The sequence below is a fragment of the Protofrankia sp. Cas8 genome, assembly GCF_963555845.1.
Taxonomy (GTDB): domain Bacteria; phylum Actinomycetota; class Actinomycetes; order Frankiales; family Frankiaceae; genus Protofrankia.
Map to the genome: position 1 here is coordinate 33563 of NZ_CAUVXI010000024.1, position 4596 is coordinate 38158.

General features: G+C 69.2%; 2 protein-coding genes and 2 pseudogenes. All 4 read right to left on the reverse strand.

Annotated features, from left to right (window positions below; all coding sequences use genetic code 11):
- Nucleotides 1–389 (reverse strand): annotated as a pseudogene (locus U9977_RS06285) (hypothetical protein); the annotation flags it as partial.
- Nucleotides 390–624: 235 nt separating this feature from the next.
- Nucleotides 625–1230: pseudogene (locus tag U9977_RS06290) on the reverse strand (serine/threonine-protein kinase); the annotation flags it as partial.
- Nucleotides 1231–1371: 141 nt separating this feature from the next.
- A complete protein-coding gene (locus U9977_RS06295; RefSeq protein WP_416210490.1) occupies nt 1372–2370 on the reverse strand; it encodes a lysylphosphatidylglycerol synthase transmembrane domain-containing protein in 999 nt (332 codons plus the stop codon).
- 337 nt (nt 2371–2707) lie between these two features.
- On the reverse strand, nt 2708–4596 hold a 1889-nt coding region (dxs, locus tag U9977_RS06300; protein ID WP_322748227.1), incomplete at its 5' end, for a 1-deoxy-D-xylulose-5-phosphate synthase.

Genomic DNA, 4596 nt, shown 5'->3' on the forward strand with positions numbered 1-4596 from the left:
AGGTTGAGTTCGGCGGCGACTTCGTCGGGGGCGAATTCCCCGTATGGCCGTTGCGGGCCGGTTTCGGGGCGGAGGTGAGCGAAGCGGCCTTGGGTGCGGAGCATGGTCGCGTCGAGGGCGGCGCGTTGGCGGGTGATGGTGGACATCAGGGTCAGGCAGGTGGACGCGTCCAACCCCTCGATGTCGAGGCTCTCCACGTCCACGCCGGCGGCCGGGTCTGGGCCGGCCGGGTCGGGGCCGGCACACCCATCAGACGATTCGAACATATGTTCAGAATAGGTGTCTGGTCCGACATTTCCACCCCGCCAGGCGACCAGAAATCCCTCGGGCCAGCGCCGGGACGTCTCCCGCGTTCCGGGCACACCGCAGGCACGGTCCGAGCGCCTCACGACCGGCGGCCACGTTCGGCGGGCCGGGCCGGGCCGAGCCGGACCGGTTTCGACGACGGCGCCCTGGCCGGGCCGGCGAATTTTCGGGTCACGGCCTATTTTGCGACTGTGCTGATCCGCCCGGCCATGTCAACCTTCCGGACCCGACTGGTGAAGCTGTCGGCGATGTAGAGGTTACCGACCGCATCGACCGCCACCCCGTCCGGAAGGCCCAGCTGGGCATCGGTGGCCGGACCGCCGGGCCGAGGCGGCCGGCGGTGATCTGTTCGGGAGCCATGGACATCGGCGTCCCGATAATCGCGCTCGCGGTTGCCGCCGACCCGGTGAGGATTTTCGCGATCCCGAAATCCGTCACCTTCAACAAACCGGCGGTGTCGAACAGCATGTTGTCGGTCTTGATATCGCGGTGCAGTACCCCCGGGGAATGCGCGCAGGACAACGCCGCCGCCACAGCCAGACCCACAGCCAGACCCACCGCCAGACCCACCGCCAGACCCACCGCGCAGGCAGCCTCCGCCGACATGCCAGCCCGGCGACGGGTCAACGTCCCCCCGCCCAGCAATTCCATGACAATCAGACAGAGGTCGTCGTTCTCGACGTAGTCGTAGACCCGGACCACATGCGGATGATCCATGGCGGCGAGCAGCTGCGCCTCGGCGGCGAAACCCGCATCCGCTCCGTCGTGCCCATCGTGCCCCGCAGCCAAAATCTTGATCGCCACCTGGCGGTTCAGACCGCGATGCCGGCCGGCCAGCACCAGCCCGAACGCACCCGCGCCGAGCTTGGCGCCCAGATCGTAGCCGGGCAGGGCCGCGGACACCTGCGCCTCATTCACAATCATGCCGGGATGGCTGCCTCGCGGCGTCGTCCACCGTCGATTGTCATGAACCCGCCCATTCCCCCTGTCTGATGGATATTGGGCGAAGCGATCGAAGATCCATCAGACAGGCCCTACAAGCGGATCAGCCCGGAACGCGTCGGCTCACGGTGCCGAAGGATGTGAATCCGATGCTGCTATGGAAGCATCCGATTCACATCCTTGAGAGCTGCCGGGGCGGCGGGCCGGCACCCCGCAGGCCGGCACCCCGCAGGCCGCGTACACCGGTTGGGCGTCGCCCGGACGCACGGCCATGCCGCCTGCCGCCCACAAGAGATCGGCCACGGTCGCGAGCAGCCGGATGACCAGGGCGAGCAGCGTCGCAGGGCCGTGCGCGAGCACCGGCGCCAACGCCAGGATCAGTACGGCCTCGCGCACGCCCGCACCGGCCGGGACCAGCAGGACGAGGAACCCGGCCGTCCACGCGAGCGCGTACCCGCCGACCGAGAGCAGCAGGAGGCGCGGCCCGTGCACGGACGGCGCAAGATCACGTGCCAGCAGCCAGGTCGCGACGCCGTAGAGCACGAAGCCCGTCAGCAGCCAGCCGGCACCGGCCAGCACCGGGCGGACGGCGAGCGGACGCTCCAGCGGTGACCGGCGCAGCAGACCGAACGCGAGCGCCAGCAGCCTGGACAGCACCGGCGGATACAGCACCACCGCAAACCCCGGTGCCGCCAGCAGCGCCCACCCGTAGTGACCTAATGCGGTCGCCGACACAAACGGCAGGGTCACGGCCGCGGCCAGTCCGCCGCACGGGACCGCCAGCGCCAACACGATCAGACTCGCCGACGCAGCCTTTGCCCGGGGCACGCCGTAGGCCCTCGACAGCTCCATCTGCGCCAGCACCGGCCACACGCTGCCCGGGACGTACTTGCCGATCTGCCCGACGAAGAACACCCGCACGGCCGCCCGTAACGGCAGTTCCGCGCCGAGCCCCACCAACAGCGCCCGCCAGGACAGCACGCTCGTCCCGACCGCCAGCACGGTGACGCCTCCGGCTGCGGCGACGCTCACCACGGTCAGGTCGTCGAACGACGCCCGGACCGCGTTCCACTGACCGACCAGCGCAAGGCAGAGCAGCCCGACCGCGAGCAGCAACGCCACCCGCGTCAACCACCACCGCAGCCCTCGACGGCTGGAGCCCGGTCGGCCCGGTTCTGGTCGGCCCGGTTCTGGTCGGCCCGGTTCTGAGTGACAGCGCCCGGCCGCCCGACCGACCCATCCGTCAACAGAACGTACATGCCACATCTGCTCAGCGTAGCGTCGATCCAACGATCAACCATCACACCGCCATGACATGGCGCAAACCCGTCGACGCTCCGGCCAGTCACCGGCCCCCGCCGAACGGATCGAACTCCGACAACGCCGAACGGTCCGGCGAGGACAAAGCCCACCGGACCGTTCGGACGGACGCACCGACCCCGAAGGGTTGATGTGGAGCTCAGAGCTGACCGGCCGCGCTTTCCTCCTCGGACTCCTCGGCATCCTCGTCGAGGACGGGCGCACGGCCCGCGACTATCTCGACGACCTTGCGGGCGAGCTCCTGGGCGGACAGGCCGATCTCGGCCATGACCTCCGGGCGCTTGCCCTGGTCGAGGAAGATCTGCGGGATGCCGAAGTCCCGCAGCGGTACGTCCACGTCGGCGTCGCGCAGCAGCTGCGCGAAGGTCGACCCGACCCCGCCGACCCGGCCGTTGTCCTCAACCGTGACCACGAGCGAGTGCATCCGGGCGAGATCGACGAGCACCGGATCGAGCGGCTTGACCCACCGCGGGTCGACAACCGTGATCCCGATACCGTGGCTCGCGACCCGCTCGGCGACCTGCATGCAGGTGTTCGCCATCGCGCCCACCGCCACCAGGAGCACCTCACGCGACGGTGTCACCTCGGGTGAGCGGTAGAGGATGTCGACCGACCCGACCCGCTCGATCGCGGGGATGTCCGGGTTGACTTTGCCCTTGGCGAAGCGCACCACCGACGGACCGTCGGTGATCGCCAGCGCCTCGCGGAGCTCGGCCCGCAGCGTGGGCTCGTCCCGCGGCGCGGCCAGGGACAACCCAGGCACGAGCTGGAGGAAGGACATGTCCCACATACCGTTGTGGGACGGCCCGTCCTCGCCGGTGACACCGGCCCGGTCCAGGACGAAGGTGACCGGCAGCCGGTGCATGGCGACGTCCATCAACACCTGGTCGAAGGCCCGGTTGAGGAAGGTCGCGTAGACGCACACCACCGGCTTGAGGCCACCCATGGCCAGGCCCGCGGCCGAGGTGACCGCATGCTGCTCGGCGATGCCGACGTCGAACACCCGGTCCGGGAAGGCCGTGGCGAACGCCTTCAGGCCGACCGGCTGGAGCATGGCGGCGGTGAGCGTGACGACGTCCGGACGCTCCCGGCCAATCTGGACGATCTCGTCGGAGAAGACGCCCGTCCAGCTGATGCCGCCGCCACCGCCGGCCGCGGCCGGCTTGCCGGTGCTCGGATCGATGACCCCGACGGCGTGGAAACAGTCGGCGTCATCCTGCTCGGCGGCCGGATAGCCGAAGCCCTTGCGGGTCACACAGTGGACGATGACGGGCCCGCCGAAGTCACGGGCGCGCCGCAACGCCGACTCGACCGCGTGGACGTCGTGCCCGTCCACCGGCCCCACGTACTTCAGACCGAGATCCTCGAACATCCCCTGCGGTTGGACGACGTCCTTGATGCCCTTCTTGATCCCGTGCAGGGCATCGTAGAGCGGCGCACCGACCAGCGGCGTACGGCCCAGCACCTGCTTGACGACGTCGAGCACCTGCTCGTACTCGGGTGCCAGGCGCAGCGCGGCCAGATGGTCAGCCAGCCCACCGATCGTCGGGGCGTAGGAGCGTCCGTTGTCGTTGACAACCACGATCACCGGACGATCGGCGGCCGCGATGTTGTTCAACGCCTCCCAGCACATGCCACCGGTCAACGCGCCGTCACCGACGACAGCGACGACCGAGCGGGATTCGCCGCGCAACGCGTACGCCCGTGCCAGCCCGTCCGCGTAGGACAGTGCCGTCGAGGCGTGCGAGTTCTCGATGATGTCGTGCGGTGACTCCGCCTGGCTGGGATACCCCGACAGGCCACCGCGCTGACGCAGGTCGGCGAACGCGTCCGCACGGCCGGTCAGAATCTTGTGGACATACGACTGGTGACCGGTGTCCCAAAGGATCCGGTCATGAGGCGAGTCGAAAACTCGGTGGATCGCCATGGTCAACTCGACGGCGCCAAGATTCGGCCCGAGATGACCACCTGTGCGTGCCACCGCGTGAATGAGAAAGTCGCGGATCTCCGCCGCCAGCGCGGGAAGAT